Consider the following 26,306-nt stretch of genomic DNA (forward strand, 5'->3'; position numbering starts at 1 on the left):
CGCGTGTGAGTCTGGGGGTTAACGGGTGCGGGTCTTCTCCATCCCGATGCGGACGCGGTTCCGCGGTATCACGCAGCGGGAGGGCGTCCTCATCCAGGGGCCGGCCGGCTGGGGGGAGTTCTCCCCGTTCGCCGAGTACGGCCCGGCCGAGTGCGCGCGGTGGCTGGCCGCCGCGCGCGAGGCGGCCTACGAGGAGTGGCCCGAGCCGCTGCGCGACCGGATCCCGGTGAACGTGACCGTCCCGGCGGTGGGGCCCGAGCGGGCGCACGAGCTGGCGGCCGCGTCCGGGTGCCGCACCGCCAAGGTCAAGGTCGCCGAGCGCGGCCAGGACGAGTGCGACGACATGGCCCGGGTCGAGGCCGTCCGCGACGCGCTCGGCCCCGGCGGGAAGGTCCGGGTGGACGTCAACGGCGGCTGGGACGTCGACACCGCCGCCCGGATGATCCGCGCCCTGGACCGCTTCGACCTGGAGTACGTCGAGCAGCCCTGCGCGACGCTGGAGGAGCTGGCGCGGGTGCGGCGGCGGGTGGACGTGCCGGTCGCCGCCGACGAGTCGATCCGCCGCGCCGAGGACCCGCTGAAGGTCAGCGCCGCCGAGGCCGCCGACGTCGCGGTGATCAAGGTGCAGCCGCTGGGCGGGGTGCGGCCCGCCCTGCGGGTCGCCGAGGCGTGCGGGCTGCCGGTGGTGGTCTCCAGCGCGGTGGAGACCTCGGTGGGGCTGGCCGCCGGCCTGGCGCTGGCGGCCGCGCTGCCCGAGCTGCCGTTCGCCTGCGGGCTGGCGACGCTGTCGCTCCTGGAGGGCGACGTCGTCGGCGACCCGCTCGTCCCCGAGGACGGCGCGATCGCGGTCCGCCGGCCCGCGGTGGACGAGGCCGCGCTGGGCCGGGTCGAGGCCGCCGACGGCGGCTGGCGCCGCCGGGTGGCCGCGGCGCAGGAGCACCTGGAGGCCCCGCCGGTGATCGGAGCCGCAGGCCGATGAACCCCGCCACCGCGCTGGCCACCGTGCTGGTCGACGAACTGCTGCGCTGCGGCATGACCGAGGTGGTGCTGGCGCCCGGCTCCCGGTCGGCGCCGCTGGCGCTGGCGCTGTACTCGGCCGAGCAGTCGGGCCGGGTGCGGATGCACGTGCGGATCGACGAGCGCTCGGCGTCGTTCCTGGCCCTGGGCCTGGCCAAGCGCTCGGGCCGCCCGGTCGCCCTGGTGTGCACCTCCGGCACTGCGGCGGCCAACTTCCATCCCGCGGTGATCGAGGCGCACGAGTCGGGCGTCCCGCTGATCCTGCTCACCGCCGACCGGCCGCCCGAGCTGCGCGACACCGGCGCCAACCAGACCATCGACCAGGTCAAGCTGTACGGCACCGCGGCCCGCTGGAGCTGCGAGATCGGCGTACCGGAGAACCGGCCCGGCATGGTCGCGTACTGGCGCTCCCTGGTCAGCCGCGCCTGGGGGCTGGCGCAGGCCCCCGAACCCGGCCCGGTGCACCTGAACGCCGCGTTCCGCGAACCGCTCGTGCCGGACGGCGACGAGACCTGGTGCGAGCCCCTGGACGGCGACGCCACCGGCGCCTGGACCAAGATCCGCGCCGCGACGCCGGGGTCGGTCCTGCACGTACCGCCGACCCGCCGCGGCGTGCTCGTCGTCGGCGACGGGGCCACCAACGTCAAGCGGTACGTGGCCGCCGCGTCGATGGCCGGCTGGCCCGTGCTGGCCGAGCCGAACGGCAACGCACGCTACGGCGACCACGCGCTGTCCTCGCACCACTTCCTGCTGGGCGTCCCCGAGTTCGTCGAGCGGCACCGCCCCGAGGTCGTGGTGACCCTCGGCAAGCCCGGCCTGTCCCGGCCGCTCCTGTCGCTGCTGAGGCGCGCGGAGGAGCACATCGTGCTGTCGCCGGGGCTGGCGCGCTGGCCCGACCCCGTCCGCTCGGCGACCCAGGTCGCGCAGGACGTGGAGATCCCCGTGGTGTCGGGCGACGACTCCTGGCTGAAGTCGTGGCGGTCGGCCGACCTGGCCGCCGCCGCGGCCGTCGACGCGGTCCTGGACGCCGTCCCCGAGGTCACCGAGCCCCGGCTGGCCCGCGACCTGGTCGCCGGGCTGCCCGGCGGCTCCCTGCTGTTCAGCGCCGCCAGCATGCCGATCCGCGACCTGGACCAGGTGATGCGGCCGCGCCGGGGCCTGCGGATCATGGCCAGCCGGGGCGCCAGCGGCATCGACGGCCTGGTGTCCACCGCGATCGGCGCCGCCCTGGCGCACAGCGGCCGCTCGTACGCGCTGCTGGGCGACCTGGCGTTCCTGCACGACCAGAACGGCCTGATCATCGGGCCCTGGGACCGGCGCCCCGACCTGGCCCTGATCGTGATCAACAACCAGGGCGGCGGGATCTTCTCGCTGCTGCCGCAGGCCGGCCTGCGGGGACCGTTCGAGCGCGTCTTCGGCACCCCGCACCAGGCCGACATCGGCGCGATCGCCGCGGCGCACGGCGTCCCGTACCGGACCCTGGAGGCGGCCGCGGACCTGCCGAAGGCGATCGCGGGGGAGGGGCTGCGGATCATCGAGGCCCGCACGGACCGCGACGCCAACGCCGCCCTGCACGGCGAGATGCGCACCGCCGCGCACCGCGCCGTCCGCGAGTTCCTCGCCTGACCCGCCCGGCTCCCGCCGCTCCCGCGCCCACTCCACAAATCGTTCAAGCTTCAAATTGCATTGTAAAGGCGCCGGGCGATTCAGGGGATCGCCTCGATGATCTGGTAGGCGCGGCGGTGGAGCAGTTCCTCCGCGGCGCCCGGCCGCTTGCGTAGGGGAGGGGAGCGGGCTCCGGAGGGGAGACGGGATGGCCCTCGCGGGGGAGGGGATCTCATACCTGAGAGGGAGGCGCGGAGCTGTGCTCCGGGCGCCCGGAACTTGCTTCAAGCCTTAAATTACAATGTAAAGGCTCTGGGCTGGAGCGCTCCAGCTTAGAGCAATAAGCAACATAACCTCAATCGAGGAGACGGGTGCGTAGGGCCTCGGTGTCCTCTTCGGTCCAGCCGTTGGCGGTGAGCCACGCGAGCGTGCCGCCGTGCTCCTCGTCGATCCTGGTCAGGAACTTCTCCATGATCGCGGCGTGCGGGACGTGGCTGTCGGCGGGGCGGGAGTCCAGGTCGGCCGCGTAGGTGTCGCTGGAGCGAAGCCGGTCCAGCACGGCCTCGATGCGTTCGCCGGTCTGGGCGTAGTCGGCGACGATCGCCTCCCGGGTGACGCCGGCGACGTCGAGCGCCAGGGCGCAGACGACGCCGGTGCGGTCCTTGCCGGCGGCGCAGTGGACGAGGGCGGAGCCGTCGGTGCGGGTCATCACGCGCAGGGCGCTCACGATGGAGTCGGCGCGGTCGCGGAGGTAGCCGAGGTAGTGGCCGATGGAGCGGTCGTTCTCGGTCTCGGCGTCGGGCTGGTTCTGCCAGGGGAGGACCTTGTCGACATCGACGGTGTCCGCGGTGTCGGCGGCGACGTCGGTGTGGAGGCCGCCTTCGGAGAACAGCGACAGGTTGTGGAGGGTGATGGAGGGGGTGCGGGTGAGGGGGCCGGGGCCTTCGAGGCGGACCTCGGCGTCGCTGCGCAGGTCGATGATGTTCTTGAGTTCGTAGTCGTCCAGCAGGATGCGTATGTCGGTGACGGTGAGGTCCTGCAGGTTGTCGGAGCGCAGCACCCGGCCGCGCCGTGTGGTCCGGCCGTCGGCCGTGGGGAGTCCGCCGAGGTCGCGGACGTTGACCGCTCCGTCCAGATCGATCCACCGTGAGCGCGCGTTCATGACTTCTGACCTTATATGCCGGGTGTGTTGGAAGGATCAGCCGGGATGGTGGCAGCGGCGGGCGGTGCGGGCGTGCGCATGAGACCTCTGAGCCAGTTGGCAGATGGCTCTTGTGCGGGGTGACCGGTCGATCTTGCCGTACGTAGCGTTCGAGGGGCACGGGGATTCCCGTGCCTTCCCCCGCGAACGGAGGCCCCCGCATGACCGTGACCCTCGATGCGCCGCGCAGCAGGACCGGCGGCAGTGATTTCGGCCCGCTGGCGCGGCGGGTGCGGGAGTCCGGGCTGCTGGAGCGGAGGCGGGGCTACTACGCCTGGGCGATCGGCGGGAACCTGGCGGCGACGGCGGGGCTCTGGGCGGCGATCGGGTGGTTCGGGGCGTCGTGGTGGGTGGTGCTGCTGGGGGTTCCGCTGGCGCTGATGACGGCGCGTACGGCGTTCCTGGGGCATGACGCGGGGCATCGGCAGATCGCGGCGTCGCACCGGGCGAATCGGTGGCTGGGGCTGCTGCTGGGGAACGCGCTGCTCGGGATGGGCTACGGGTGGTGGAACGACAAGCACAACCGGCATCACGCGAATCCGAACCATGTCGGGAAGGACCCTGATGTGGGGGAGGGCGTGCTGGCGTGGACGCGCGAGCAGGCGGAGCGGCATGAGGGGCGGTTCGCGCGGTGGTTCACGCGGAATCAGGCGCGGTTGTTCTTTCCGCTGCTGCTGCTGGAGGGGCTGAACCTGAAGCTGGGCACGGCGCTGGACCTGCGGCGGCTTCCGGGGCGTGAGAAGGCGCTGGAGGGGGCGCTTCTGGTGGTGCACGCGGTGGGCTACCTGGGGCTGGTGTTCACGCTGCTGTCGCCGGGGAAGGCGCTGGTGCTGATCGCGATCCACCAGGGCCTGTTCGGGGTGCATCTGGGGTGTGCGTTCGCGCCGAATCACAAGGGCATGGAGATGCCGGGCGAGGACGTGCGCCTGGATCATCTGCGGCGGCAGGTGCTGACGTCGCGGAACGTGCGCGGTGGTGTGGTGACGGACTGGATGCTGGGCGGGCTGAACTACCAGATCGAGCATCACCTGTTCCCGAGCGTGCCGCGGCCGAATCTGCGGAGGCTTCAGCCGCTGGTGCGTGAGCACTGCGCGGCGGTGGGGCTGCCGTACGCGGAGGAGGGTGCGGTGGAGTCGTACCGGCAGGCGCTGCGGCACATGGACGAGGTCGGGGCGGCCGCGGGCTGAGGCGCTTATGCTGATCGTTCATGCCTGAAGGTCACACGATTCACCGGCTGGCCGCCGATCATCTGCGGATGTTCGGCGGCCGGCGTGTTCATGTGGGGAGCCCGCAGGGGCGTTTCGTGGAGGGGGCTCGTCTGCTGGACGGGCTGGTGCTGCGGGAGGCGGATGCTCATGGGAAGCATCTGCTGCTGGGGTTCGGTGAGGACCGGATCCTGCATGTGCATCTGGGGATCTACGGGAAGTACACGTTCGGGGTGGGGCGGGCGCCGGATCCGGTGGGTGCGGTGCGGTTGCGGCTGGAGTCCGAGGGTGCGGGGCCGGGGGCGTGGGCGGATCTGCGGGGGCCGAACGCGTGCGAGGTGCTGGATCCGGGTGAGGTGAAGGTGCTGCGGGATCGGCTGGGGGCCGATCCGTTGCGGGCGGATACGGATCCGGATGTGGCGTGGCGGCGGATCTCGCGGTCGCGGGCGAGTGTGGCGGTGCTGCTGATGGATCAGTCGGTGGTGGCGGGTCCGGGGAACATCTACCGGGCGGAGGTGCTGTTCCGGCAGGGGGTGCATCCGCAGGTCCTGGGCCGTGATCTGGGGTGGGAGCGGTGGTCGCGGATCTGGGCGGATCTGCGGGTGCTGATGGCCGATGGGGTGCGGTCGGGGCGGATCGACACGGTGCGTGCGGAGCATATGCCGGAGGCGATGGGGCGTCCGCCGCGGGTGGATGATCATGGTGGTGAGGTGTACGTGTACCGGCGGGCGGGGTTGCCGTGTCTGGTGTGCGGGTGTGAGGTGCGTGCCGAGGTGGTGGCGGGGCGGAATCTGTTCTGGTGTCCGGGGTGTCAGCCTGCGGTGGGGTGAGTGAGTCTTCGGGTGTGTGGTGATAGCGCGCGCCCCGTACGGCCGGCCGGTGGTCGTACGGGGCGCGCGCTTTTGTGTGGGTGGGTCGTGTCGGCAGGTTGTGCCGGTGGGTCAGCGGGCGGTTTCGGGGGTGTCCTGGGGTGTGGGGGTGAGGGGTACGCCGGGGATCTCGTCGGGGTCCTCGTCGGCTTGGGGGTGCGGGGGGTGCTTGCGGCCGCGGATGCGGTGGGCGAGGGGTTCGGCGGTGCGGGCGAGGAGGGGGCCGGCGACGGCGAGGATGAGGACGTAGGCGGCGGCGAGGGGGCCGAGCTGGGTGTTGATGCCGGCGGAGACGGCGAGTCCGGCGATGACGATGTTGAATTCGCCGCGGGGGGTGAGGGCGGCGCCGGCGCGGAGTTGTCCGGTGAGGGCGACTCCGGCGCGGCGGGCGGCGAGCCAGCCGCTGGCCATCTTGGTGGCGATGCCGGCGATGGCGAGGAGGGCGGCGATGCCGAGTACGGGGGGCAGGTCGCCGGGGTCGGTGTGGAGGCCGAAGAAGACGAAGAAGACGGCGGCGAACAGGTCGCGCAGGGGGGTGAGGATCTTCTGTGCGGTGTGGGCGAGGGGGCCGGAGAGGGCGATGCCGACGAGGAAGGCGCCGACGGCGGCGGAGACCTGGAGTTGCTGGGCGATGCCGGCGACCAGGAGGGTGAGTCCGAGGACTTTGAGGAGGAGGACTTCCTCGCTGGGGCTGGCGACGAAGCGTTCGACGAGGTTTCCGTGGCGTAGCGCGATGTAGAAGATGATCGCGATGGTGAGGACGGCGATGCCGAGGGTGGTGGCGCCGCCGATGAGTCCGGCTCCGGCGAGGAGTGCGGTGAGGATCGGCAGGTAGGCGGCCATGGCGAGGTCTTCGAAGACCAGGATCGAGAGTACGGCGGGGGTTTCGCGGTTGCCGAGCCAGCCGAGGTCGCCGATGACCTTGGCGGTGATGCCGGAGGAGGTGACGTAGGTGATGCCGCCCATGGCGACGGCGGCGACGGGTCCCCAGCCGAGGATGAGGGCGGCGATGACGCCGGGGGCGGCGTTGAGGGCGAGGTCGAAGAGGCCGACGGGGGCGGAGGTGCGGAGGCTGCCGACGAGTTCGCCGGCGGTGTATTCGAGGCCGAGGGTGAACAGCAGGAGGATGACGCCGACTTCGGCGCCGATGGCGACAAAGTCCTCGCTGGCGCCGAGGGGGAGGATGCCGCCGGAGCCGAAGGCGAGGCCGGCGATGAGGTAGAGGGGGATGGGGGAGATGGAGAAGCGGCTGGAGATCGCGCCGAGGATGCCGAGGGCGAGGATGATCGCGCCGAGTTCGATCAGTTGGAGGGCGGTGTCGTGCATCGGCTCCCTTATCCCTGGGTGAGGATGGCGGCGACCGCGGCGGTGCCCTCGTCGGTGCCGACGACGACGATGATGTCGTTCTCGGCGAAGATGAAGTCGGGGCGTGGGCTGGCCAGGACGTGGCCGTCGCGGACGACGGCGACGATGGAGGCGCCGGTGCGGGTGCGGGCCTGGGTGTCGGACAGGGCGCGGCCGGCGTAGGGGGAGCCGGGTGTGATGGGGAACTGTTCGGTTTTGAGTCCTTCGACCTGGCGGTGGAGGTCGTTGAGGCGTTCGACGACGCGGCCGGTGCCGAGGAGTTCGGCGATGGCGTTGGCTTCTTCGGTGGTGAGTTTGACGGTGACGACGCAGCTGTCGGGGTCGTGCTTGTCGTAGATGACGAGGTCTTTGCGGCCGGTGCGGTGGGAGACGATGCCGATCTGGCGGCCGCGTCCGGTGGTGAGGACGTGCTGCAGGCCGATTCCGGGCAGCGCGGTCCGTTCGACGTCCACGTGTGTTCTCTCTCTTTCGTGTTCGGGGGTGTTGCGTGGGTCTCCGGGGCGGCGCCGCCCTGTGGCTGTCCGCCGTTGCGTCGTCCGCGGTGCCCTGGTCAACGGTTGGTCATGATCGCAGATCAGGTGGTGGTTTCCGAATCGGGGGCGGGGTAGCGGCGGGCGAGTGCGTGGGCGGTGGCGGCGATGGCGGTGCGGAGTTCGGCGGGGTGGAGGACTTCGAGGTCGGTGCCGAGGCGGAGGAAGTCGGCGTGGGCGTGGCGGATGGATTCGATGGGGACGGTGGCGGTGGTCCAGCCGTCGGGGTCGGGTGGGGCGGCGTCGTGGACGGCGCGGGCGGCGGGGGTGGAGAGGAGGTGGGGGGCGCGGCGGCGGCCTTCGGGGGTGAGGCGGATGGTGGCGTGTTCGGGGTGGCTGTCGGTTTCGAAGCGGTGGGCCCAGTCGTTCCAGTAGGCGGCGAGGTCGAAGCCGGTGGGGCGGGTGAAGTGGTGGGGGAGGGTGTGGAGGGTGTGGATGCGGGCGATGCGGTAGGTGCGGATGGCGTCCTCGCCCGCGCTTCCGCTTGCGCTGTTGCTTTCGTTGTCGTCGGGGGTGTGGGTGGCGGCGATGAGGTACCAGAGGCCGGCTTTGAGGACGACGCCGAGGGGTTCGAGGGTGCGGGTGATGTGGCGGGGCTGTTTCCAGCGCTGGTAGTGGATCTGGATGGGGTGCTGGTTCCAGACGGCGTCGGCGACGGCGGCCAGGTGGGGGACGGGGTCGGGGTCGCGGAACCAGCCGGGTGCGTCGAGGTGGAAGCGTTCGCGGATGTGGCCGGCGCGGCTGCGCAGTGGCGGGGGGAGGGCGGCCATGAGTTTGAGTTCGGCGGCGGTGAGGAGGTCGCCGAGGCCGAGTTGGGTGGCGGGGCCGGGCATGCCGGTGAGGAAGAGGGTTTCGGCTTCGGCGGTGGTGAGGCCGTTGAGGCGGGTGCGGAAGCCGTCCAGGAGCCGGTAGCCGCCGTCGGGGCCGCGGTCGGCGTAGACGGGGACGCCGGCGTCGTTGAGGGATTCGATGTCGCGGTAGATGGTGCGGACGGAGACGCCGAGTTCGGTGGCGAGGCTGGGTGCGGTCATGCGTCCGCGGGTCTGCAGGAGCAGGAGCAGCGACAGCAGGCGGGACGCGCGCATTGTTCCAGTTTGCCCGAGGTGCCGGGGGGTTTCGGTCAGCCTTCGAGGGCGTACTGCATGGCGCGGAACTTGCTCTGGGCTTCGGCGAGTTCGGCGGCGGGGTCGGAGTCGGCGACGATGCCGCAGCCGGCGAACAGGCGGGCGCGGGTGCCTTCGAGCTGGGCGCAGCGCAGGGCGATGCCCCATTCGCCGTCGCCGCGGGAGTCGACCCAGCCGACGGGGCCGGCGTAGCGGCCGCGGTCCATGCCCTCGAGTTCGCGGATGAGCTGGAGGGCGGTGTCGGTGGGGGTGCCGGCGACGGCGGGGGTGGGGTGGAGGGCGGCCAGGACGTCCAGGACGGAGCGGTCGCCGTCGAGGCGGCCGTGGACGGCGGAGGCCAGGTGCATGACGTTGGGGAGGGTGAGGAGTTCGGGCCGGTCGGGGACGGTGAGTTCGGTGCACAGGGGCGCGAGGGCGTCGCGGACCATTTCGGCGGCGTAGGCGTGTTCCTGGCGGTCCTTGGTGGAGGCGAACAGGCGGGCGGCGCGGGCGGTGTCGTCGGCGGGGCCGGTGCCGCGGGCGGTGGTGCCGGCCAGGACGAGGGAGGCCAGGGTGCCGCCGGTGCGGCGGATGAGGAGTTCGGGGGTGGCGCCGACGAGGCCGGCGCAGGAGAAGGTGTAGCAGCCGGGGAAGCGGGCGGCGAGGCGGTGCAGGAGGACGCGGGCGTCGATGGGTTCGGTGGCGTGCGCGTACAGGTCGCGGGCCAGGACGGCCTTGCCGAGGTGGCCGGCGCGGATGCGGTCGACGGCGGTGGCGACGGCCTGCTGCCAGGCGGGGGCGGTGAGGGCGCCGTCGCTCCAGGTGAGGCGGCCGGGCGGTACGGGCCGCTGGGCGAGGGCGAGGGGGTTGTCGGGTTCGGTGCCGATGGTGGTGAGCCATGCCTGGCCGTCGCGGCGGCCGAGGATGTGGCGGGGGACGATGAGGACGGAGTCGGGTGATTTGGGGTCGAAGCCGAAGCCGCCGAAGGCGACGGGGCCGGTGCCGGGCGCCTGGACGGGGTCGTCGATGGAGGCGGTGCCGAACAGTTCGCGCAGCCAGCGGTCGGCGGCGGTGAAGCGGTCCTCTCCGCCGGGCAGGTCGAGGCGGGCGGCCTCGCCCCAGCCGACGATGCCCTCGCCGTGCCGGATCCAGGCCAGTGCGGCCGGGTGCGGGAGGCGGTCGATGAGGTCGCCGGGGTCGGGGATGTGGACGGTGCGGACGACCAGGCGGTCGGGTGCGCTCACGGCCAGGTTCACGGGTGCCACTCTACGGGAGAGTTGAACCTGTTCAAACCCGCGGGTCCGGCGGGTGCGGTGAGGCGTCGGCCACATCCGGCTGCGGCCCGGGAAGGGCGCCGCGTGCCCGTTCTGCCCCAGAATGCGGCCCGTACACCGGTCATCCGGCGCTGCCACGCGCGGGCGCCGGCGCCTCGCGGGGATGAACCGCGGGGCACCGGCGCCCGGGCGGTGAGGGGTCAGGCGTCGCGGCGGCCGGCCAGCTTCCAGGCGGCGGGCAGCAGCGCGGCGGCCAGCAGCACCTTCAGCGCGTCGCCGGCCAGGAACGGGGTCACGCCCAGTTCCAGGGCCCTGCCGAGGTCCACGCCGAGGGAGGCCATCAGGTACGGGACGCCGGCGGCGTACATGATGGCGGTGCCCAGCAGCATGGTGCCGACGGTGCGCAGCGGGGTGCGGTCGCCGCCGTACTGGGCCAGGCGGCCGACGACGGCCGCGGCGGCGACGAAGCCGATCACGTAGCCGAGCGTGGGCAGGCCGGTGCCGGACTGGCCGTCGACGAACCACGGCATCCCGGCCATGCCGGCCGCCAGGTAGAGGACCATACCGAGCGCGGCGCGGCCCCAGCCGAGGGCGGCGCCGGCCAGCAGCACGGCGAAGGTCTGCCCGGTGACCGGGACGGGGGTGCCGGGCAGCGGCACGACGATCTGGGCGGCCAGGCCGACGAAGAGCGCCGAGCCCGCCACCAGCGCGGTGTCGCGGGCCAGCGAGCCGGGCAGCAGGTCGCCCAGGACGGCGGTACGGCGCTGGGCTGCGTGGACGGTAGCCACAAGTCCCTCCAAACAGGTTGTGTCAGGCCGAAACCTAGCGAATGGGGTGACCGGGGGACATGCGCGGGGCTCCAACATCGGCGCCCCCGCCTTTGTCCGCCCTGCCCGCGCCGCCGCGGCAGGCCGCCGGAGGGTGGGCGTGCGGGCGGGGCTAGGGCAGGTCGCGGGCCAGGTAGATCATGTCGGGCTCGCCGCGCGGCACCGGCACCGGCAGCGCGTCCACGGCGGCGAACCGCTCCCGCAGCCGTTCCTCGAAGGCGGGGGAGGCGCCGGCGCTCCACACCGCCAGCCGGCCGCGCCCGGTCAGCGCGCGGCGCAGCGCCTCCAGCCCCGCCGGGCCGTACAGGCGCGCGTTGCCGGGCGTGACGGTCCAGTCGGGCCCGTTGTCGATGTCCAGGCACACCACGTCGTACCGGCCGCCGACGCCGTCCGCCTCAGGCCCGGCGGGAGGGGCGGTGAGCAGGTCGACCAGGTCGGCGCGGTGGACGCGGACGCGCGGGTCGGCCAGCGCGCCGCGCGAGAACGGCTCCAGCGGGCCGCCCTCGCGGTGCCAGCCGATCACGGCGGGCTCGCGCTCCACGACCGCCACCTCGCCGACGCGCTCGTAGCGCAGCGCCTCGGCCAGGGTGAAACCGACGCCCAGCCCGCCGACCAGGATCCGCACGGGCCCGCCGGCCTCCCCGGGCGCCCCGGTGTCCGCGAGCCCGCTGAGGGCCGCCTCCACCAGCAGCCGCTCGGACTCGCCGTTGCGGGTGTCCATGAGGAACATCCCGTTGCTGATGATCTCGTAGTGGCCGCCGGGGGCCGCGCGCAGCACCAGCTCGCCGCCGGGCCCCTGAGCGCGCTCGACCACCACCGGCTCACCCGCCACCGGTCCACCCGCCACCGGCTCGGCGGCCGCGTCCGGCGTACTGCGATACGGCATGGCCCGAGCCTACCGATCACCGCCGGGCACCGGCGCCCGCCCGCTCACCCCGGCGGGAGCGGGTCGGTGCGCAGCAGGCTGTAGAGGACGCCGTCGCGCCAGGCCCCGTCCCGCCAGGCGCACTCGCGCAGCACGCCCTCCCGCGTGAACCCCGCCTTCTCCAGCGCCCGCTGCTCGGCGATGTTGCCGGCCTCGGTGTCGGCCTCGAGCCGGTGCACCGGGTAGTGGGCGAACAGGTAGCGGGCCAGCATCGCCTGCGCGCGCGTCCCGTACCCGCGGCCGCGCGCCTCGGGCACCAGCGCGATGCCCAGCTCGAAGCACCGGGAGTTGCGCGAATGGCGGCGCGTGCGCCACTGGACGAACCCGAGCCGCTCCTCGCCGGCCGCCACCATCAGGCTGCCCTCGTCGGGGGACAGCAGGCCGTTCTCCTCCCAGGCGCGGCGGCGCCACCGCGGGTCGGTGAACCCCGTCCAGGTGAACGCGCCGGCGCGGTCGGGATCGCCGACCAGCGCGTCCATGGTCGCCAGGTCCTCCTCGCGGACCGGGCACAGCCTCAGATGATCTTCCATGGGTCGATTGTGGGGGAACGCGCCGCCCCGCACACCGTGATCGGGGCGCGCGGGGCGGCGCCGAGCCGGGAGGGGGAACGGTCAGGAGGATGCCGCCGCCCCGCGCGGCTCCTCGCTGCCGAACGCGCCCGGCCCGGCGTGGAACAGGCCGATCGCCAGCACGCCCGCCGCGGCGGCGATCAGCGCCCAGCCGCGGTGCCCGCCGCCGAGCGCCGGCTCCAGCAGCAGCCAGGCGATCACCAGCCCGGCCCAGCCGGCCACCAGGTTGGGGACGGGTCCGCTGCCCATGAGGTTGGGGTAGCGCCGGCGCGTGATGCCGCGCACGAAGTGGGGGACGGCGTTGCCGCCCATCACGCCGCCCAGGAGCCCGAGAACGATCGCCTGCCACATGTGTCGATCCTCACTGTCGTAAGTGCCGTAACCGCCGTACGGACTGGTCTGCCGGGAGGTGAAGCGCAAAGCGAAACGAAACCGTTTCGTACACTAGCGGCCGGAGAAAGTGTACGCAATCGTTTCGATGGATCGGGAAGCGTCCTTCCCCTTCCGACGTTGCCGTGTAACGATGTAATCATCTCGGGAGGTGCGATGGACGACCCTCGAAACCCCGGCGCCGGTGGTCCCGCCGACCCTGCCGGCCGCGCCGGACCCGCAGAGCCTGCCGGACCCGCCGGGCCCGGGGAGCAGCCCTTGGACGCCTACTCCCGCGTGGTCACCGCCGTGGCCCGCGAGCTCACCCCGCGCGTGGCCGCCCTGCGCGTGCGCCACCGCGGCCGCGAGGGCGCCGGCTCGGCGGTCACCTTCACCGCCGACGGCTTCCTGCTCACCAACGCCCACGTCGTCGGCCGCGCCCGCGGCGGCCAGGCCGCCTTCGCCGACGGCACCACCACCCCGTTCACCGTCGTCGGCACCGACCCCCTGTCGGACCTGGCCGTCGTCCGCGCCACCGGCGACACCCCCGGCCCCGCCACCCTCGGCGACAGCGACGACCTGGTCACCGGCCAGCTCGTCGTCGCCGTCGGCAACCCGCTCGGCCTGGCCGGCTCGGTCACCGCCGGCGTCGTGTCGGCCCTCGGCCGCTCCCTGCCCACCAGCGTCCCCACCCGCGGCGGCACCGCCGCCCGCGTCATCGAGGACGTCATCCAGACCGACGCCGCCCTCAACCCCGGCAACTCCGGCGGCGCCCTGGCCGACTCCGCCGCCCGCGTCGTCGGCGTCAACACCGCCGTCGCCGGCATCGGCCTGGGCCTGGCCGTCCCCATCAACGCCACCACCCGCCGCATCATCGGCGCCCTCATGCGCGACGGCCGCGTCCGCCGCGCCTACCTGGGCGTCGCCGCCGTGCCCGTGCCCGTCCCCGCGGCCCAGCGCGACCGCCTCGGCCAGGACCGCGCCCTGCGCGTCGCCGAGGTCGTCCCCGGCGCCCCCGCCGACCGCGCCGGGCTGCGCCGCGGCGACCTGGTCCTCACCGCCGGCGGCGCACCCGTCAGCCAGGCCCAGAGCCTGCAGCGGCTGATGTTCGCCGAGGCCATCGGGCGCCCCCTGCCCATCACCGTCCTGCGCAACGGCGCCATGGTCGACGTCATCGCCGAACCCGTCGAACTCGACACCGAGAACGCCTGACCCGCCACCGGGCCGGGGTGCCGCCACGGACGGCGCCCCGGCCCGAGCGGCCCGGCCCGGCGGGCGCGGGCCGCCGGCCGGTCAGAGGGCGGGGCCGCGGAACGTGGCGCGGTAGGCGGTGGGGGACACCCCCAGCTCCGCCTGCAGATGCTGCCGCAGCGAGGCCCCCGTGCCGAAACCCGCCTCCGCCGCCACCCGGTCCACCGGCAGATCGGTCTCCTCCAGCAGCTGCCGCGCCCGCTCCACCCGCCGCAGCACCAGCCAGCGCCCCGCCGCCATCCCCGTCTCCTGCCGGAACCGCCGGGTGAACGTCCGCACGCTCATCGACGACCGCGCGGCCATCTCCGCCAGCGTCACCGGCCGGTCCAGCCGCGCCAGCGCCCACGCCCGCGCCGCCCCCGTCGACGCCCCGCCCGGCTCGGCCACCGGCCGCGGCACGTACTGCGCCTGACCGCCCTCGCGGTGCGGCGGCACCACCGTGCGCCGCGCCGCCTCCGCCGCCACCCCCGCGCCGTGGTCGCGCCGGATCATGTGCAGGCACAGATCGATCCCCGCCGCCTCGCCCGCCGAGGTCAGCACGTCCCCGCCGTCGGTGTACAGCACGCCCGGATCCAGCTCGATGTGCGGGAACAGCTCGGCGAACCGCGCGCACGAGCGCCAGTGCGTGGTCGCCCGCCGCCCCTCCAGCAGCCCCGCCGCCGCCAGCACGAACGCCCCCGTGCAGATCGAGGCGATCCGCGTCCCCGGAACGATCCGCGCCAGCGCCGCCGCGACCGGCTCGGGCAGCCCGGCGTCCCGCTCGTCCTGCTCGTGCGACGCCGGGACGATCACCGTCCCCGCGCCCTCCAGCGCCTCGGGCCCGTGCTCGGCCACGATCGTGAAGTCGGCGTCGGTGCGCACCGGCCCCGCCGCCGGCGCGCACGTCACCACCTCGTACAGCCGCTCCCCGCCCGCCGACACCGCCGCCCCGAACAGCTGGTGCACCAGCCCCAGCTCCATCGGCAGCACCCCGTCGCGGACCAGGACCGCCACCCGCTCGCCCATGGCCCGATCCTTTCACATCATGGCCATCGGGCCACTTTCGGCCGCCGGCCGCCGCGCGCCAGCATCGGAACCGGACGCACCCCCCGGCCGAAACCGCCCGAACGCAAGGAGGACGATCCCCGTGAACGTGCTGTGGATCTTCGCCCATCCCGAGCCGCGCTCGCTGAACGGCGCGCTGCGCGACGAGGGGCTGCGCGAGCTGGCCCGCCTCGGCCACCGCACCCGCCGCTCCGACCTGTACGCGATGGGCTGGGACCCGGTCGTGCGGGCCGCCGACTACGGCCACGACCCCCGCGAGCGGTTCCTGGTCGGCGCGGCGTCCGAACGCGCCCAGGCCGCCGGCGCCCTCAGCCCCGCATCCGCGCCGAGCAGGACAAGATCGCCTGGGCGGACGCGGTCGTGCTGCAGTTCCCGCTGTGGTGGCACGGCATGCCCGCCATCCTCAAAGGCTGGTTCGACCGCGTCTTCGTCCAGGGGTTCGCCTTCGGCGTCACCGACGGCCGCGACCGCACCCTGCGCTACGGCGAGGGCAACCTCGCCGGCAAGCGCGCCCTGGTCGTGACCACCGCCGGCGCCCGCGGCACCGGCATGGGCGCCCGCGGCCTGCACGGCGACACCGAGCAGCTGCTGTTCCCGCTGCTGCACGGCACCCTGTGGTACACCGGCATGCCCGTCCTGCCACCCCTGCTGATCCCCCGCGCCGACCGCCTCACCCCCGGCCGGTACGAGCCCGCAGCCGCCCTCCTGCGCGAGCGGCTGCGCGGCCTGGCCACCGACGCACCCATCCCGTACCGCCGCGAATCCGGCGGCGACTACGACGCCGACCTGGTCCTGCGCCCCCACCTGGAGCCCGGCCGCACCGGCCTGCACATCCACACCGGCGACCGCCCCGCCCGCCGCGACCCCGCGCCGGCCCGCACCGAAACAGCCCCAACGGCGACGAACCCGGCCGAGACGAACCCGGCCAGGGTGAGCGGTGCCGGAGCGAACGGGGCCCGGGCCGAGGGCGGGACGGCCGGGGAGACCGGGACGGCCGTGCCGGCGGCGTGCTGAGGACGGCCGCGCGGCCGGGTCAGGGGCGCCGCCGCTCCAGCGGCTCCAGGTAGCCGAGCAGCACCTTCTTCACCTCGGCGATCACCGCCGCGCGCTCGGCGCCGGCCGCGGCCGTCGCCATCGGCACCATCGCCTGGAAGATCTGGATCAGCACCCGGGCCGAGCGGGTGCGCTCCTCGGGCGCCAGCCCCGGCGCCCGCTCGGCCAGCACCCCCTCCACCCGGCCCAGCAGCGCCGCCTGGATCGGCCGCGCCGCGGCCGCCAGCCCCGCGGGCATGTCCGCCCGCGCGAACAGCGCCTTGAACCCCGGGTTGGCGATGTTGAACGCGATGATCGGGTCCACCATCCGGTCGACCATCTCCGCCGCCGGCAGCGCCCCGACGTCGGGAGACCCGAACGCCTCGCGGTGCGCGGCGCCCATCTGCTCCACGAACCGGTCGGCCAGCGCCTGCGCGATCGCCTCCTTGTTCGGGAAGAACTGGTACAGCGACCCCGGCGAGATCGCGGCCCGGGCGGCGATCGCGTTGGTGGTGGCCTTCTCGTAGCCGCACTCGGCGAACACCGCCGCGGCCGCGTCCAGGATCTCCCGCATCCGCCGCTCGCCGCGCGCCTGCCGCTTGCGCGGCCGCGCCGCACCGTCCCGCCCCTCGCCCTGCCCAGCGCCCGGAGCAGCGCCCGGTCCGGCGTCCGGCCGTGCGTCCGGTTTCGCGCCGCGCCCCGCGGCGCCGTCGCGCCCTGAGGACTCCTCGGCCACGCCCGCACCCCCTCTCCGATCATCCGAGTATTGCAAACACGAGTATTCGCTCGTATTCTCCCCCATGAGATACGAGTCAATGCTCGCATATTCGCGTTCGCGTACCCGGGGGGAGACCACCCATGCACCCACGACCGGGCCCCGGCGGCCTCATCGCCCGCCGGGCACGCTGGATCCTCGCCGCCGGGCTGGCCGCGCTGGTCCTGGCCGGCGCCCTCGGCGCCGGCACCATCGACGCCCTGTCGCTCAACCGGTTCGAGGCCCCCGGCTCCGAGTCGATGGCCGCCCGCGACGCCCTGGCCCGCGGCCACTCCACCGGCAGCCCCAACGTGGCGCTCCTGGTCACCGCCCGCACCGGCACCGTCGACGACCCCGCCGTCGCCGCCGCCGGACGCGCCCTCACCGCCGAACTCGCCGCCCGCGACGGCGTCGGCGACGCCTGGTCCTACTGGACCCGCGGCGGCCCCGCCACCCTGCGCAGCGGCGACGCCCGCCACGCCCTCGTCCTGGCCTGGCTGCCCGGCGACGCCGATCGCGTCCGCCGCGACCTGCTGCCCGCCCTGTCCGCCGACCTCACCCGCCGCACCCCGCAGGTCACCGTCTCCGTCGGCGGCGGCGACGAGGTCTTCCGCCAGGTCATGCAGCAGGCCCGCCAGGACTTCGTCCGCGCCGAACTCATCGTCCTGCCGCTGGTCCTGCTCCTGCTGTGGGCCGTCTACCGCCGCCTGGCCGCCGCCCTGGTCACCCTCGCCGCCGGCCTGTTCGCCGTCGCCGGCTCGCTCGCCCTGCTGCGCGGCGCCCTCGCCTTCACCGAGATCTCCACCTTCGCCTCCAACATCGCCCTGGTCATGGGCATCGGCCTCGGTGTCGACTACGGCCTGTTCGTCATCACCCGCTTCCGCGAGGAACTCGCCCGCGGCCTGACCGTCCCCGACGCCGTCGCCGCCACCGTCCGCGGCGCCGGCCGCACCGTGCTGTTCAGCGGCCTGACCGTCGCCGCCGCCCTGTCGGCCCTGCTGGCCTTCCCCTTCCCGTTCCTGGCCTCCTTCGCCTACGCCGGCGTCGCCGTCGTGGCCGCCGCCGTCACCGGCGCCACCGTCCTGCTCCCCGCCGCCCTGGCCCTGCTCGGCCACCGCGTCCAGCGCCGCCGCACGCCCCGCGCCGGCGCCGGTGAGGGCACCGGCGGGTTCTGGTACGGCGCCGCCGCCCGCGTCGTGCGGCGCCCGCTGCTGCTCGGCGGCGCCGCCCTCGGCCTGGTCCTGCTCATGGGCGCCCCCTTCCTCGGCGTCCGCTTCGGCCTGCCCGACGACCGCGTCCTGCGCTCCGACGCCCCCGTCCGCCAGATGTACGACCAGGTCCGCGCCTCCTTCCCCGTCGAGGAGGCCGACGCGCTCACCATCGTCGCCCCCGCCGCCACCGCCGCCGACACCCCCGCGACCGCCGGCTACGCCGCCCGCCTCTCACGCGTCGAGGGAATCGTCCGCGTCGACTCGGCCGCCGGCTCCTACACCGCCGGCCGCCGCGTCCCCGCCCCCGCCGGCACCGCCCGAACCGGTGCCTCCGGGACCGGCACCTGGCTGTCGGCCGTCCCCTCCTCGCGCCGCCTGGAAGCCGACGCCGTCGGCCTGGTCCGCCAGGTCCGCTCGGTCCCCGCCCCCTACCGCGTCCTGGTCGGCGGCTACCCCGCCGAACTCACCGACTACCGCGACGGCGTCACCCGCCGCCTCCCGCTGGTCGCCGCGATCATCGTCCTGGTCACCTTCGCCGTGCTGTTCCTGATGACCGGCAGCCTCATCGCCCCCCTCAAAGCCACCGTCCTGAACCTGCTCAGCCTCTCGGTCATGTTCGGCGCACTGGTCTGGATCTTCCAGGACGGCCACCTGTCCGGCCTGCTCGGCTTCACCCCCACCGGCGCCATCGAACCCAGCATCCCCATCCTGATGTTCTGCGTCGCCTACGGCCTGTCCATGGACTACGAGGTGTTCCTGCTGGCCCGCATCAAGGACGAGTACGACCGCACCGGCGACCCCCGCCGCTCCATCCCCCTCGGCATCGCCCGCAGCGGCCCGCTGGTCACCGCCGCCGCCCTCATCCTCGCCGCCTCCTTCGCCGCCTACGCCACCGGCAGCGTCGTCTTCCTCCAGCAACTCGGCATCGGCATGGCCCTGGCCGTCCTCGCCGACGCCACCCTCATCCGCGGCGTCCTGGTCCCCGCCACCATGAGCCTGGCCGGCCACGCCAACTGGTGGGCCCCCGCCCCGCTGCGCCGCCTGCACCGCCGCATCGGCCTCACCGAACACCCCCCGCCCACCGCCGCACCCGCACCCGCACCCGGCCGGGACGACACCGCGGCCACCCCCGCACCCGCACCCTGAACGCCGCGGCGCCGTACCGGGACAGCCCACCCCCGCCCCGGCACGGCGCCGCACCGCCCACAGCGCCCCGCCCCCGGGGGGCCGCCGTCCCGCCCAGCCCAAGCCGCCGCGCGGGCGGCCGGGGGAGCGGGCGCAGGTCAGGCCGCCAGGCCGGCCGGGGCCGCGACGGCCGGCGCCTCCGCCGGATCCGCGCCCGCGCGCACCGGCCGCAGGCGCGAGCCGACCCGCGAGCCGACCCGCGAGCCGACCAGCGTCCTCAGCACCCGCCACCCGTCCCGCCAAGTGTTCAGATGCGACTCCCCGAACAGCCGGTCGCCCTCGAAACTGGCGACCTCGGCGATCCGCAGCCCCGCCGTCACCGCGTTCACGCACATCTCGGTCTCGATCTCGAAACCCCTCGACCGCAGCGCCAGCCGCGGCACCGCCGAACGCCGCAGCGCCACGTACCCGTAGCACAGGTCCGTCCACCCCGCCCGGTACAGCACGTTCGCCGCCCGCGTCAGCCACCGGTTGCCGGCGCGGCGCACGAACGTCAGATCCCGCGAGCCGCCCCCGCACGCGTACCGCGTGCCCTTGACGAAGTCGAAGCCCCGCGCCACCAGCGCCACGAACGCCGGGATCTCCGCCGGGTCCATGCTGCCGTCGGCGTCCAGCATCACGATCACGTCACCGGACGCGGCCGCGAACCCCGCCCGCAGCGCGTCGCCCTTCCCCCGCGGCGGCCGGCTCAGGATCACCGCGTCGGGACGCAGCGCCGCCGCCACCTCCGCCGACCCGTCACCGGACTCGCCGTCCACGATCACGACCTCGTCCACCCCGTGCAGCCGCGGCAGCAGCCAGCGCAGGTTGTCGGCCTCGTTCAGCGTCGGGACCACCGCGGTCACCGTCGGGCGTGCCACCGGGCGCGCGGTCGTTGCGAAGGCGTTCATGGCCGACTCCATGGCGTGGAGAACTGGATGCACGGTTAGATGACCCGCCCGCCGCCCGGCGTTCGGAAAAATCTTGACGATTTCTTTACACGGGGAGCGTGAGCTGTTCGGCCGGCGGCGGCGCGGGCGCAACGGCCGGCGCGGCCGGCGCGCCCCGGTGCGAGCGCGCGCGGCGGCCGATGCCGTACCGGCGCGCCAGCTCGGCCACCTGCCCGGCGATCCGGTCCTGGTACTCGCGGGGCGCGTACGCGCCGCCCCGGTACAGCCGCGCGTACGGGACCAGCAGGTCCCGGCGGTGCTCGCGCAGCCACGACAGGAACCACTCGCGCGCCCCCGGCCGCAGGTGCAGCACGATCGGCGACACCGACGCCGCGCCCGCCTCGGCCGCCCGCGCCACCACCGCCTCCAGCTGCGCCGGCGAGTCCGACAGGTACGGCAGCACCGGGCCCATCAGCACCGCGCACTCCAGCCCCGCCCCGGCCAGCGCCGCGCACACCTCCAGCCGCCGCTCCGGCGCGGGCGCGCCCGGCTCCACCAGCCGCGCCAGGTCCCGGTCCAGCGCCCCCACCGACACCGCCGTGCCCACCTCGGCCCGCTCGGCCGCCTCCGCCAGCAGCGGCAGGTCCCTCAGGATCAGCGCGCCCTTGGTCAGGATCGAGAACGGGTTCCCCGTGTCCCGCAGCGCCCCGATGATCCCCGGCATCAGCCGGTAGCGGCCCTCGGCGCGCTGGTAGCAGTCCACGTTGGTGCCCATCGCGATGTGCTCGCCCCGCCACCGCGGCGCCGCCAGCTCCCGCCGCAGCCGCTCGGCCGCGTTCACCTTCACCACGATCCGCGAGTCGAAATCGGCGCCCGAGTCCAGCTCCAGGTACTCGTGCGACTTGCGCGCGAAGCAGTTGTGCGACACCACCCCGCCCGCCACGAAATCGCCCGTCCCGGTCGTGATGTCGAACATCTCCCGCTCGGACCCCAGCGGCTCCACCGACACCACCGCCACCGACGCCCCGGCCTCCACCAGCGCCCCCGCCGCCGGAACAGACCCGGCAGGCCCGGCGGTCTCCCGTACCCCTGCCGGCACGCCCTCGCCGGCGCCGCCCGCCGGCCGAGCGGCGGGTGACATCGCCCACTCCCGCACGCCGGGCAGCCCCACCGCCGACGCCGCCGGGGCCGGGCCCACCGCCACCAGCCGGTCGCCGGCCTCCAGCGCCGGCCGCGCCCGCCCGTGCGCGTCGTGCCCGGCGGTGTGGCGCCAGCCGTCCACGCTCAGGAACCGGTGGTCGCCGCTGCACACCAGCTCGGCACCGCCCGCCAGCGTGACCCGGTAGGCGCGCCGGACCGTCCGCCAGTGGTCGAACACCTCCGTCACCACCCAGCGCCGCCCCAGCCCCGTGCGCCGCGTCCCGTAGACGCGGTCGCCCGGCCGCAGGTCGCGGATCGGGCGGGTGCGGCCGCCGGCCAGCAGCACCGGCGTGGCGCCGTCCAGGCAGTACGAGCACGCGTGCGAGCAGCCCCGGTAGGGGTTCACCGTCCACCGGAACGGCACCCGCGACGCCTCCGGCACCTTGTTGATCACCGACCGGGCGTGCACCTCGTAGAACGTCATCCCGCGGAACCCCGGAGTGTCGAACGTGCGCGCCACCGCGCCCCGCTCGATCAGCGGCAGCCCCGGCCCCGCGCCGTCGCCCGCGGTCCCCCCGGCCGCCGCGTTCCCCTCGCCCCCCGCCAGCCGCAGATGGTCCCAGCGCATGTGAAGATCCCCCTCCTCGACGCTCGCACAATAGAACTGGTGTTCGAAGAAGTGCAAGCGCCGGGACCCGCGCGCGGCACGGCGACATCACCGTTCCGTCCATGGCACCGCTACGGGTGCGTAACAATGGCACGTCTATGGCCAGACGAACGGGGATCATCACCAGGACGGCCGCCGCGGCGCTCACGGCGCTCACCGCGGGGGCGCTGACCGCGTGCCTGCCCGCCAGCGGCGGCACCGACGACGACGGGACGGGCGCGGTACCGCCCGGCGCCGCGGCCGAATGCCCGGCCGTCAAGGCGCCCGGCGACTCCCGCCGGCGCCAGCTGCGCGGCATGTGGATCGCCACCGTCGGCGGCATCGACTGGCCCAAGGGCAAGACGGAGAAGGCCCAGAAGGACGACTACCGGCGGCTCCTCGACACCGCCCAGGCGATGAACCTCAACGCCGTCTTCGTCCAGATCCGCCCCAACTCCGACGCCTTCTACCCCTCGCCGTACGAGCCGTGGTCGCAGTGGATCACCGGCACCCCCGGCAAGGACCCCGGCTACGACGTGCTCGGCTTCATGCTCAAGGAGGCCCACGCGCGCGGCCTGGAGTTCCACGCCTGGTTCAACCCGTACCGCATCAGCCGCCAGGCCGACCTCAACAAGCTCGCGCCCGGCAGCCCCGCCCGCAAGCACCCCGACTGGGTCCGCAAATACGGCAAGGGCCTGTGGTACGACCCGGGCCTGCCCCAGGTCCGCGAGCTGGCCACCAACGCCGTCATGGACGTCGTCCGCAAGTACGACATCGACGCCGTCCACTTCGACGACTACTTCTACCCCTATCCCGAGGGCGGCGCCGAGTACCCCGACCAGGCCACCTACAGGACCCACGGCAAGGGCCTGAGCAAGGCCGACTGGCGCCGCCGCAACGTCGACACCCTCGTCCGCGACCTCTCCGCCGAGATCCACAAGGCCAAGCCGCACGTGCGGTTCGGCATCAGCCCGTTCGGCGTCTGGCGCAACACGAAGAACGACCCCGCCGGATCGCCCACCGACGGCGCCCTGCAGAGCTACGACGACCAGTACGCCGACACCCGCAAATGGATCAAGGAGGGGTGGATCGACTACGTCACCCCCCAGCTGTACTGGACCATCGGCGACCGGCCCGCCGACTACGCCCGGCTCGTCGACTGGTGGGCCCGGCAGGTCCAGGGCACCGACGTCGAGCTGACCATCGGCCAGGCCGCCTACCGCGTCGGCGAGAGCGGCCCCTGGAAGAAGGCCGGCGAGCTGTCGCGCCACCTCGACCTCAACAAGCGCCACCCCGCCGTCCGCGGCGACGTCTACTTCAGCGCAGCCAGCCTCGCCGGCAACAAGCTCCGCTTCGCCGAGCGCCTGCGCAAGGACCACTACGCCCGGCCCGCGATCCCGCCCGTCGTGCGCGGCCGCGGCGGCAAGGCCCCCACCCCCGTCCAGAACGTCCAGGCCAAGGCCGGCGACGACGGCGTCAAGATCCAGTGGCGGCCCGCCAAGGACGCCGACGCCTACGCCGTCTACCGCGCCGAAGGGCAGAAGCCCGCCTGCGCCCCCGTCGACCCCGCCACCCTCATCGCCCACATCCGCGAGGGCGGCGGCATCATCGACCGCGCCGCCAAGCGCGGAACCACCTACACCTACTACGTCACCGCGCTCGACAGACTCCACCACGAGAGCGCCCCCGCACGCGGCGCGACCGTCGCCGCCGCCGGGGGATAATGATCATGGTGCCGGGGGAAGAACAAGGCACGTGAACGCCCCCCGGAGGTAAAGAGCATGGCGCTGTCGATGGAGGAGCGGCGGATCCTCGCGCAGATCGAGGTCCACCTCAGCGAGGACGACCCGCGGCTGGCCCATCGTTTCTCGAAACTCGCAAAGGCCGACCGGACCGGCCGGCGGCGGCCCCAGCGCCCGCCGGGCACCCGCCGCATCCGCGTCATCGCCGCCGTGGCGGTCGCCGTGCTCGGCGTGCTGACCGCCGTAGCCGCGGCCGCCGTCACCGCCTTCTCCTAGCGCCGGCGAAACCCCGCCCCGCCGACAACCCGCGGAAACACGTCAGGCCCCGGCGAGATCGTCGATCTCGCCGGGGCCTGCACGTCAAGGCCGGTGTGGTGGTCGCCTCACGGCGAAAGGCACAACGGGGCTCCTGCCCGGACCGTACGGCCCGACGGTATTCCTCGAAGGCTAAGGGTAGAGCCCGGGGGACACATGCCACACCGACATCACCCACCATAACGGCATCCGAGGGGTGCTCATTCCACATCTAGCCGCCCGTTCCCGATCACCTGTCCCCGCGGTGAGGCCGACCTGGACCCGTGCACCACCGCGGCGGGCGTTGCGTCCACATTGGTGAAGGGTGCCCGCCGGCGCCCGGCCCGCCCGGATCCGGGACGAACGCCGGCGGCCGCGCGGGCCCGCGGCGACCGGCACGGATGGCCGCAGCAGTGAGGAGACGGGGCATTGACCGCGAGCCGGCGACCACCGCACCACCGCACCGCCCGCTGGGTACTGCCCGCCGCCCCCGCCAGCCCCGCCCGCGCACGCGCCCTCACCGCACGCGCCCTGGCCGGCTGGAACGTCGGCACCCCCGAGGACCGCGACGACGTCGTCCTCATGGTCGACGAACTCGTCGCCAACGCCGTCGTCCACGGCCGCGGCCCCGTCCGGCTCCGGCTCCGGCTGGACGCCGCCCACCTCACCGCCGAGGTCGCCGACGACGACCCCGCCGCCCCCGCCCCGCCCGGCCGCGGCCCGTCCGACCAGGCCGAGAACGGCCGCGGCCTGATGCTGGTCGGCGCCCTGGCCTCCGCCTTCGGCACCCGCCCCGAAGGCCCCGGGAAGACCGTCTGGTTCACCCGCCACCTGAACCACCACCCGGCGACCACGACGGCACCGGCCCCGGCGCAGGCCCAGCCGCTTCCGGCCGGTCCCGACCCCGGCCCCGAACCCATCACCTCCCCCTCACCCTGACCCGCCCGCGGACCGCCCCCGCCGCGCAGCCTCACCCGGCCGCACCCCCGGCGAACGGCAGCCCTCGGCCGCCCCTGTCGGGGGCGTGCCGTGGCGGGGCCGCCGGAACCAACCGCCCGGGCACCGCAACGCGCACCGGACCCGCAAGAACCCAGGCCGCGCCGGCGGGATCAGGTCTGCAGCGGGCAGCGGTCGGTCAGCCAGACCTCCTCCTCGTCCTCCTCCAGCACCGCCGGAACCGACGGAGGCTCATCGGTGAGACGGTCCAGATGCCACTCGATGTGCGCCAGCGGGCTGCGCCAGCCCCCCAGCAGATCGGCCAGCGGCCGCGGCGGACCCGGCGCCCCCGACGGGCTCGGCTCGGGGAAGGCGCCCTCCCACAGCGCGTCGTCGGACCCCGCGCACCAGTGCCCCGCCGCCTCCAGCACCTCCTGCAGGTCACGGGCCAGCTCGCCCAGCGACCGCAGCGCCATCGCGTCCTGGATCATCCGCTCCCGCGTGTCATAGGGCAGATCCCCCTCGAACTCCGGCGGGAACTCCGGGCGGCGCCCCGCGTACACCCGCTCCTCGCCCGCCGCCGCGCGGATCGCCGCCAGCTGCCAGCGCGTCCACTCGGCCAGATGCCCCAGCACACCCCGCAGCGCCGCCGCGCCGCCCGAGCCCGCGCGGACCTCCTCGGTCGCCTCCCACAGCCGCGTCCGCACGTACTGCAGGCGATCCAGCGTCCACGCCCGCGCGCGGGCCGCGCCCGCGGGGCCGCGCGGCACCGGATCCGACGGCGGCCGCGGCACCGGAACGCGCAGCGCCGCCAGCAGCTCGTCCAGATCCCGCATCCCCGTCGCCCGCCCCGACAGGTAGGCCGCGCCGATGCGGTCCAGGCGGAACATCCGCGGCCCGTCCCGCATCCGGCACCAGCCCACCAGGTACTCGGCGTACGGGGCCACGACCAGGCCGTGCGCCTCCACGTCCCGGAAGCTGCGCGACCCGGACTGGTCGTTGTAGGCGAGCCGCACCACCCGGCGCGTCCGCACCGCCTCGGCGAGCGTGTCGTGGACCGGCCCCATCAGCGAGGCCACCTCCGACAGCCGCGACGGCGGCGGCGCCGGCGGCAGGACGTATCCGCGGCCGCGCTCGATCCGTACCGGCAGCCCGCCGTGCACCAGCATCTCCAGGTCGCGGCGCACCGTGCGGCCGCTCACCCGCAGGCGCTCGGCCAGCTCGTCGGCGGTCAGGGGCTCGGGGGCGGCTGCGCGCAGCTCCGACACCAGCGCCAGCAGCCGGTCGACGCGGTTCACCCCACCATGGTGACCCGCGCCGCCGACATTATCCGCCCACCGTCC

Annotated in this window: 24 protein-coding genes and 1 pseudogene; 11 read left to right on the forward strand and 14 right to left on the reverse strand. The window is 74.5% G+C overall.

Translation table 11 applies throughout. The features are described 5' to 3' along the window. Positions 1 to 25 precede the first annotated feature (25 nt). Together ACA361_RS23985 and menD are read left to right on the forward strand one after the other, a co-directional pair. A complete protein-coding gene (locus ACA361_RS23985; protein WP_375015219.1) occupies positions 26 to 979 on the forward strand; it encodes an o-succinylbenzoate synthase in 954 nt (317 codons plus the stop codon). Continuing rightward, entirely contained in the window at positions 976 to 2,643 is a 1,668-nt protein-coding gene (menD, locus tag ACA361_RS23990) for a 2-succinyl-5-enolpyruvyl-6-hydroxy-3-cyclohexene-1-carboxylic-acid synthase (RefSeq protein WP_375015221.1), read from the forward strand. Before ACA361_RS23985 ends, menD begins: the two co-directional genes overlap by 4 nt. Positions 2,644 to 2,977: 334 nt before the next feature. Here menD and ACA361_RS23995 read toward each other — a convergent pair whose 3' ends face one another. Then, complete coding sequence (locus tag ACA361_RS23995; RefSeq protein ID WP_375015223.1) at positions 2,978 to 3,784, reverse strand: tyrosine-protein phosphatase; 807 nt, start codon at positions 3,782 to 3,784, stop codon at positions 2,978 to 2,980. Between the two features lie 200 nt (positions 3,785 to 3,984). Between ACA361_RS23995 and ACA361_RS24000 the strand changes: the two genes are divergently transcribed. Further along, complete coding sequence (locus ACA361_RS24000; protein WP_375015225.1) at positions 3,985 to 5,010, forward strand: fatty acid desaturase family protein; 1,026 nt, start codon at positions 3,985 to 3,987, stop codon at positions 5,008 to 5,010. A gap of 20 nt (positions 5,011 to 5,030) precedes the next feature. After that, positions 5,031 to 5,858 (forward strand): Fpg/Nei family DNA glycosylase, encoded by an 828-nt coding sequence (locus ACA361_RS24005; RefSeq protein ID WP_375015227.1) that lies wholly within the window; start codon positions 5,031 to 5,033, stop codon positions 5,856 to 5,858. Between the two features lie 111 nt (positions 5,859 to 5,969). On the opposite strand, the gene ACA361_RS24010 is transcribed toward ACA361_RS24005, so the two are convergent. The 8 genes from ACA361_RS24010 to ACA361_RS24045 all read right to left on the reverse strand — a co-directional run bounded on the left by ACA361_RS24010 (position 5,970) and on the right by ACA361_RS24045 (position 12,841). After that, complete coding sequence (locus ACA361_RS24010; protein ID WP_375015229.1) at positions 5,970 to 7,223, reverse strand: cation:proton antiporter; 1,254 nt, start codon at positions 7,221 to 7,223, stop codon at positions 5,970 to 5,972. A gap of 8 nt (positions 7,224 to 7,231) precedes the next feature. After that, a complete protein-coding gene (locus tag ACA361_RS24015) occupies positions 7,232 to 7,714 on the reverse strand; it encodes a cation:proton antiporter regulatory subunit (RefSeq protein ID WP_375015231.1) in 483 nt (160 codons plus the stop codon). 122 nt (positions 7,715 to 7,836) lie between these two features. Next, positions 7,837 to 8,877, reverse strand: a complete 1,041-nt coding sequence (locus ACA361_RS24020; protein WP_375015232.1) for a helix-turn-helix transcriptional regulator — start codon at positions 8,875 to 8,877, stop codon at positions 7,837 to 7,839. Positions 8,878 to 8,912: 35 nt separating this feature from the next. After that, a complete protein-coding gene (locus ACA361_RS24025) occupies positions 8,913 to 10,151 on the reverse strand; it encodes an isochorismate synthase MenF (RefSeq protein ID WP_375015234.1) in 1,239 nt (412 codons plus the stop codon). A gap of 218 nt (positions 10,152 to 10,369) precedes the next feature. Continuing rightward, positions 10,370 to 10,957, reverse strand: coding sequence for a biotin transporter BioY (locus tag ACA361_RS24030; protein WP_375015236.1), 588 nt, complete (start codon positions 10,955 to 10,957; stop codon positions 10,370 to 10,372). Positions 10,958 to 11,108: 151 nt separating this feature from the next. Continuing rightward, positions 11,109 to 11,882, reverse strand: coding sequence for a spermidine synthase (locus tag ACA361_RS24035; protein ID WP_375015238.1), 774 nt, complete (start codon positions 11,880 to 11,882; stop codon positions 11,109 to 11,111). 44 nt (positions 11,883 to 11,926) lie between these two features. After that, complete coding sequence (locus tag ACA361_RS24040) at positions 11,927 to 12,451, reverse strand: GNAT family N-acetyltransferase (RefSeq protein ID WP_375015240.1); 525 nt, start codon at positions 12,449 to 12,451, stop codon at positions 11,927 to 11,929. 81 nt (positions 12,452 to 12,532) lie between these two features. After that, positions 12,533 to 12,841, reverse strand: a complete 309-nt coding sequence (locus ACA361_RS24045) for a hypothetical protein (protein WP_375015241.1) — start codon at positions 12,839 to 12,841, stop codon at positions 12,533 to 12,535. A gap of 297 nt (positions 12,842 to 13,138) precedes the next feature. On the opposite strand from ACA361_RS24045, the gene ACA361_RS24050 reads away from it, so the two are divergent. Continuing rightward, on the forward strand, positions 13,139 to 14,071 hold the full coding sequence (locus ACA361_RS24050) for a S1C family serine protease (protein WP_375015243.1): 933 nt from the start codon (positions 13,139 to 13,141) through the stop codon (positions 14,069 to 14,071). 81 nt (positions 14,072 to 14,152) lie between these two features. Here ACA361_RS24050 and ACA361_RS24055 read toward each other — a convergent pair whose 3' ends face one another. After that, positions 14,153 to 15,115: a GlxA family transcriptional regulator gene (locus tag ACA361_RS24055; RefSeq protein ID WP_375015245.1), complete on the reverse strand. Its 963-nt coding sequence runs from the start codon at positions 15,113 to 15,115 to the stop codon at positions 14,153 to 14,155. 19 nt (positions 15,116 to 15,134) lie between these two features. Between ACA361_RS24055 and ACA361_RS24060 the strand changes: the two are divergent. Continuing rightward, positions 15,135 to 15,356: pseudogene (locus tag ACA361_RS24060) on the forward strand (hypothetical protein); the annotation flags it as partial. Between the two features lie 158 nt (positions 15,357 to 15,514). Next, entirely contained in the window at positions 15,515 to 16,168 is a 654-nt protein-coding gene (locus tag ACA361_RS24065; protein WP_375015247.1) for an NAD(P)H-dependent oxidoreductase, read from the forward strand. 19 nt (positions 16,169 to 16,187) lie between these two features. On the opposite strand, the gene ACA361_RS24070 is transcribed toward ACA361_RS24065, so the two are convergent. Then, a complete protein-coding gene (locus tag ACA361_RS24070; RefSeq protein WP_375015249.1) occupies positions 16,188 to 16,922 on the reverse strand; it encodes a TetR/AcrR family transcriptional regulator in 735 nt (244 codons plus the stop codon). 122 nt (positions 16,923 to 17,044) lie between these two features. Between ACA361_RS24070 and ACA361_RS24075 the strand changes: the two genes are divergently transcribed. After that, positions 17,045 to 19,297 carry an MMPL family transporter gene (locus ACA361_RS24075; RefSeq protein WP_375015251.1) on the forward strand — a complete coding sequence of 751 codons (2,253 nt, stop codon included), beginning with the start codon at positions 17,045 to 17,047 and terminating at the stop codon, positions 19,295 to 19,297. A gap of 137 nt (positions 19,298 to 19,434) precedes the next feature. Here the strand turns inward: ACA361_RS24075 and ACA361_RS24080 are convergent, their stop codons facing one another. Both ACA361_RS24080 and ACA361_RS24085 read right to left on the reverse strand, forming a co-directional pair. Further along, positions 19,435 to 20,226: a glycosyltransferase family 2 protein gene (locus ACA361_RS24080; RefSeq protein WP_375015253.1), complete on the reverse strand. Its 792-nt coding sequence runs from the start codon at positions 20,224 to 20,226 to the stop codon at positions 19,435 to 19,437. Positions 20,227 to 20,311: 85 nt separating this feature from the next. After that, a complete protein-coding gene (locus ACA361_RS24085; RefSeq protein WP_375015255.1) occupies positions 20,312 to 21,973 on the reverse strand; it encodes an Rv2578c family radical SAM protein in 1,662 nt (553 codons plus the stop codon). 137 nt (positions 21,974 to 22,110) lie between these two features. Between ACA361_RS24085 and ACA361_RS24090 the strand changes: the two genes are divergently transcribed. The 3 genes from ACA361_RS24090 to ACA361_RS24100 all read left to right on the forward strand — a co-directional run bounded on the left by ACA361_RS24090 (position 22,111) and on the right by ACA361_RS24100 (position 24,966). Beyond that, on the forward strand, positions 22,111 to 23,715 hold the full coding sequence (locus tag ACA361_RS24090) for a glycoside hydrolase family 10 protein (RefSeq protein WP_375015257.1): 1,605 nt from the start codon (positions 22,111 to 22,113) through the stop codon (positions 23,713 to 23,715). Positions 23,716 to 23,772: 57 nt separating this feature from the next. Continuing rightward, on the forward strand, positions 23,773 to 24,009 hold the full coding sequence (locus ACA361_RS24095; protein ID WP_375015259.1) for a DUF3040 domain-containing protein: 237 nt from the start codon (positions 23,773 to 23,775) through the stop codon (positions 24,007 to 24,009). A 447-nt stretch (positions 24,010 to 24,456) separates the two neighbouring features. Next, the gene (locus tag ACA361_RS24100) at positions 24,457 to 24,966 is read left to right on the forward strand and encodes an ATP-binding protein (protein WP_375015261.1); all 510 of its coding nucleotides are present in this window, start codon (positions 24,457 to 24,459) and stop codon (positions 24,964 to 24,966) included. 170 nt (positions 24,967 to 25,136) lie between these two features. On the opposite strand, the gene ACA361_RS24105 is transcribed toward ACA361_RS24100, so the two are convergent. After that, positions 25,137 to 26,261 (reverse strand): helix-turn-helix transcriptional regulator, encoded by a 1,125-nt coding sequence (locus ACA361_RS24105; RefSeq protein WP_375015263.1) that lies wholly within the window; start codon positions 26,259 to 26,261, stop codon positions 25,137 to 25,139. Positions 26,262 to 26,306 lie beyond the last annotated feature (45 nt).

Source organism: Actinomadura sp. 21ATH, assembly GCF_041951345.1.
In the GTDB taxonomy this organism is placed as follows: domain Bacteria; phylum Actinomycetota; class Actinomycetes; order Streptosporangiales; family Streptosporangiaceae; genus Spirillospora.

Excerpts from the sequence above, each read along its gene's own strand:
- ACA361_RS24010 (WP_375015229.1), bottom strand. The coding sequence starts at position 7,223 with ATGCACGACACCGCCCTCCAACTGATCGAACTCGGCGCGATCATCCTC.
- ACA361_RS24045 (WP_375015241.1), bottom strand. The coding sequence starts at position 12,841 with ATGTGGCAGGCGATCGTTCTCGGGCTCCTGGGCGGCGTGATGGGCGGC.
- ACA361_RS24000 (WP_375015225.1), top strand. The coding sequence starts at position 3,985 with ATGACCGTGACCCTCGATGCGCCGCGCAGCAGGACCGGCGGCAGTGAT.
- ACA361_RS24090 (WP_375015257.1), top strand. The coding sequence starts at position 22,111 with ATGGCCAGACGAACGGGGATCATCACCAGGACGGCCGCCGCGGCGCTC.
- ACA361_RS24005 (WP_375015227.1), top strand. The coding sequence starts at position 5,031 with ATGCCTGAAGGTCACACGATTCACCGGCTGGCCGCCGATCATCTGCGG.
- ACA361_RS24075 (WP_375015251.1), top strand. The coding sequence starts at position 17,045 with ATGCACCCACGACCGGGCCCCGGCGGCCTCATCGCCCGCCGGGCACGC.
- ACA361_RS24035 (WP_375015238.1), bottom strand. The coding sequence starts at position 11,882 with ATGCCGTATCGCAGTACGCCGGACGCGGCCGCCGAGCCGGTGGCGGGT.
- ACA361_RS24085 (WP_375015255.1), bottom strand. The coding sequence starts at position 21,973 with ATGCGCTGGGACCATCTGCGGCTGGCGGGGGGCGAGGGGAACGCGGCG.
- ACA361_RS24080 (WP_375015253.1), bottom strand. The coding sequence starts at position 20,226 with ATGAACGCCTTCGCAACGACCGCGCGCCCGGTGGCACGCCCGACGGTG.
- ACA361_RS24095 (WP_375015259.1), top strand. The coding sequence starts at position 23,773 with ATGGCGCTGTCGATGGAGGAGCGGCGGATCCTCGCGCAGATCGAGGTC.
- ACA361_RS24020 (WP_375015232.1), bottom strand. The coding sequence starts at position 8,877 with ATGCGCGCGTCCCGCCTGCTGTCGCTGCTCCTGCTCCTGCAGACCCGC.
- ACA361_RS23995 (WP_375015223.1), bottom strand. The coding sequence starts at position 3,784 with ATGAACGCGCGCTCACGGTGGATCGATCTGGACGGAGCGGTCAACGTC.
- ACA361_RS24055 (WP_375015245.1), bottom strand. The coding sequence starts at position 15,115 with ATGGGCGAGCGGGTGGCGGTCCTGGTCCGCGACGGGGTGCTGCCGATG.
- menD (WP_375015221.1), top strand. The coding sequence starts at position 976 with ATGAACCCCGCCACCGCGCTGGCCACCGTGCTGGTCGACGAACTGCTG.
- ACA361_RS24040 (WP_375015240.1), bottom strand. The coding sequence starts at position 12,451 with ATGGAAGATCATCTGAGGCTGTGCCCGGTCCGCGAGGAGGACCTGGCG.